At 38.7% G+C, this 1,729-nt stretch carries 2 protein-coding genes and 2 pseudogenes; 1 reads left to right on the top strand and 3 read right to left on the bottom strand.

The genetic code is table 11. The features are described from left to right. Positions 1 to 184, top strand: a pseudogene (locus tag QVO39_RS09170) (hypothetical protein); the annotation flags it as partial. 194 nt (positions 185 to 378) lie between these two features. Here QVO39_RS09170 and QVO39_RS02560 read toward each other — a convergent pair. From QVO39_RS02560 to QVO39_RS02570, 3 genes and pseudogenes are all read right to left on the bottom strand, one after another. Next, positions 379 to 984, bottom strand: coding sequence for a hypothetical protein (locus tag QVO39_RS02560; RefSeq protein WP_021902890.1), 606 nt, complete (start codon positions 982 to 984; stop codon positions 379 to 381). 32 nt (positions 985 to 1,016) lie between these two features. Continuing rightward, complete coding sequence (locus QVO39_RS02565; RefSeq protein ID WP_021902891.1) at positions 1,017 to 1,481, bottom strand: hypothetical protein; 465 nt, start codon at positions 1,479 to 1,481, stop codon at positions 1,017 to 1,019. 1 nt (position 1,482) lies between these two features. Then, positions 1,483 to 1,729, bottom strand: a pseudogene (locus QVO39_RS02570) (ATP-binding cassette domain-containing protein); the annotation flags it as partial.

The following is a 1,729-nucleotide window of genomic DNA, read 5'->3' on the forward strand; positions in this document are numbered from 1 at the left end:
CTTTGGAAGCATCAGACGCTGGTTTCACAGAGGAAGGTGTTGATATCGAGGGTTAGCTAAGACGCATGCACAAAATATACTTGAAGCCATTTACTACAATATCAAAAGAGCTCCCCAGTTATACCTCAATAAAACATTGGAAAATGAAGAAGCCTCTATAAGAGGAGCACTTGTTATGAGATAAGTACTAGAAATCCTCTGTAAAAGCTCATATTTGGAGCTTTTACAGAGGAGAATAATCAAACAACAAGGCGATTTCTCGAACCGAAAATGACGAAAATCAGCAAAAAGTCAGTCCAAAACGCCTAAACTCGAATGTGCAACAGTCTCAATATATATTCATTTGTCTCGTTAGTCATTGTTTCAAAATATTATTCACTATATGTCATTCTGCTTTTTCTTGTATTGGATATAGTATTTGCCTTTGCTTTTATCCAATATCACTTGAGAGTCTTTAAACTTATCCTCCTTCTCAATTTTATCTAGAGTATTCAGAAACCTTATTTCCCCTGTGCCTCTATTATATTCGTAAATGGCTGTCGATGGAATTAGATATACTTCCTCAGGGGAATCATTTTTCCATCCAAACCCGAATAAATAAAACAACACCTCTATTTTGGGTTTTCTTTCAGCTATATATTCTTCATAATTCTCAATCTGCCTAGGCTCTAGAAAGAAGTTCTTTTTATTTCGGTACTTACATTCTACGGCTATGAATGAGTCTGTTTTGCCGCTAATGCGTTCAAGAATAAGATCTGGTGCAAGATTGGAAAGAGCGAACCAGCCAGAGACATAGTTGTCACCCCTCCACTCTATAAGTCTCCAGTAAGATTTCCCATCTGGTTTCTTTGGGTTCTTCTGAATATTTGAATTGGAAACAACCCATTCCTCAAATCTATCACCTTCATATTTAGCTTTTGTTCTACTTTTGAAATATGCGAACGTGTCTCTTAGCTTCCTATTGATATAATCAAAAACATCCATACTCTATTTATGTTAGCTTGATAATTAAGTCATTATGAATCTAACTCCTTTTTCTTCGGTAAAAAGTGCGACAGCAGATTCTCTGAACTTTTTACTAGGGTAAAGTCAAAGGTGCGATTTCGAAGATTAGTAATATTGGGGGAATCTTCAATACTGACTGGATAACGATTGAGTGTATCTCTCTCATTCACTATACTTATTAGTTTTATGGTATAATCATGAGCATCAGTGTGAATGATGAGAGGCGTTGGTTCTTCAATCTTTGTGAGGGCTTTGTCATTGGCAAAGCTGATATAAGCAGTTGATGGCGTATCGTAAAAGGTAATGGTGCCTGAATAGACTTGCTTGTAGGGTACAAAGTAAGCGATCCCAAATAAGGCCAACAGAACGGCAAATAGGATAATTGTACCATATCTGACGAGTGCGGGTGGTATTTGACCCACTATGCTCCGTACCTTTTCGCTTCTCAGCTCGTAGTTTCTCTCTTGCTCGTCCATATCAGTTACCTAGCTCTAATTGATTCTTCACTAGTTCATAGTACCTGCCTCGGCTAGCAGTCAGGCTTTCATGGTCACCGACTTCTACTATCCGACCTTTATCAAGGACGACTATTTGGTCGGCATTACGAACAGTAGAGAGGCGGTGAGCTACCACCACTACTGTTTTCCCATTGTAGAAGCTCTCTAGTTTCTCTGTGATAGCCCGCTCGTTATTGGCATCAAGGGCATTCGTAGCTTCATCTAGG

Source organism: Porphyromonas sp. CAG:1061, from assembly GCF_000435035.1.
Classification (GTDB): domain Bacteria; phylum Bacteroidota; class Bacteroidia; order Bacteroidales; family Porphyromonadaceae; genus Porphyromonas_A; species Porphyromonas_A somerae.

Excerpts from the sequence above, each read along its gene's own strand:
- QVO39_RS02565 (WP_021902891.1), bottom strand. The coding sequence starts at position 1,481 with ATGGACGAGCAAGAGAGAAACTACGAGCTGAGAAGCGAAAAGGTACGG.
- QVO39_RS02560 (WP_021902890.1), bottom strand. The coding sequence starts at position 984 with ATGGATGTTTTTGATTATATCAATAGGAAGCTAAGAGACACGTTCGCA.